Origin of the sequence: Micromonospora sp. RV43 (assembly GCF_001029515.1) — a bacterium.
In the GTDB taxonomy this organism is placed as follows: Bacteria; Actinomycetota; Actinomycetes; order Mycobacteriales; family Micromonosporaceae; genus Micromonospora; species Micromonospora aurantiaca.
In genome coordinates this window covers 1-1,171 of the sequence record NZ_LEKG01000366.1, presented here as the reverse complement: position 1 = coordinate 1,171, position 1,171 = coordinate 1, and the positions used below count along the sequence as shown (strand labels likewise).

Sequence of the window (1,171 nt, the reverse complement as noted above, 5' to 3'; positions counted from 1 at the left end):
CACCTCCAGGCGATCATCAAGAACCGACTCAAGAGCATCCAGTACCGCGACGATCTCCTCGACGGCTTCCTCGCGCACACCGGACTGACACTCGAACCCGACACAACCTGACCATTCAAGATCTGTATCTGCACAAGAGCGTGGCGCGGCACGACCTGGTGAGCGCGGTCCGAGCCGTCTCGCGCGATCGGGCCCGGGTCGTGCTCGGAGTCTCACGCAGCAGCCTCGACCATGTCTACGGCCGGCGCGACGAAGTGCTGTCGCCGCGCGAACTCGAAGTGCTCGCTGCTACCGCCGAGGGCCTCAGCAACGCACAGATCGCGACCCGTCTGTCTCTCGCGGAGACAACCGTGAAGCGGCACCTGCGCAACATCTTCGCCAAGCTCAGCGCGGTCTCGCGAATCGATGCCGTCAATAAGGCGGTGGCCGCCTCGATCATTCAACCTCCGGGCGCCCGCAATTCCTCCCGGCCGGGCCTCGTCGCAGGGGCGGTGCGGCCCTTTCGTAGTCGCACCAAGAATTGACAGGGGCCTTAAGGCCGGTCAATCTCTCGGCTGTCCAGCATTCCCAAGATGGCTGCAAGATATGTTTACATGCATGCAACAAATTGGGCGCCCAGCTCGTCGCCAACGCCACCTCTGAAATGCCCATATCGACGCTCTACTACTTTCGATACCACTCTCTGCTTCCTTTGTGCACTGCGGTGCCGAGTCTTTGGCCTGCGGTGTAAAGGTCGTTTACGCTCGACCTCGTCTACACCGAACGTCGAGTTTGGGGGACTCAATGGACTTTCGAGTGCTCGGGCCTCTGGAAATGTACGCCAACGGACGGGAGGTCGTTCCTACCGCACCCAAGCCGCGCCAGGTCATTTCGCTTCTCCTGCTGCGTCGAAACGCCCTCGTGCAGACCGGCGAGCTCATCGACGAGCTGTGGGAGCAGGACCCTCCGGCAAGCGCGATGACGACCCTGCAGACCTACGTGTACAAGCTGCGCCGGGCCCTGGTCGGGTGCGGGTCGGAGCCGATCCTGTCCACCAAACCGGGTGGCTACAGATCTTGAATAGTCAGGTTCGTCCTATGTGGTTTGCGTGATGATCTTGGGCGGGGGTAGATCGATGGGATGAGGTATCCCGATGGAGGTGGGTTGTCCGCGCGGGGGCGGGCGAAGCGCG

2 protein-coding genes are annotated in these 1,171 nt (G+C 62.1%); both read left to right on the top strand.

The features are described 5' to 3' along the window. Window positions 1–140 precede the first annotated feature (140 nt). Complete coding sequence (locus ABD52_RS37225; RefSeq protein ID WP_235437693.1) at window positions 141–524, top strand: response regulator transcription factor; 384 nt, start codon at window positions 141–143, stop codon at window positions 522–524. 271 nt (window positions 525–795) lie between these two features. Then, the gene (locus tag ABD52_RS37220; protein ID WP_235437692.1) at window positions 796–1,059 is read left to right on the top strand and encodes a winged helix-turn-helix domain-containing protein; all 264 of its coding nucleotides are present in this window, start codon (window positions 796–798) and stop codon (window positions 1,057–1,059) included. The last annotated feature ends 112 nt before the right edge of the window (window positions 1,060–1,171 follow it).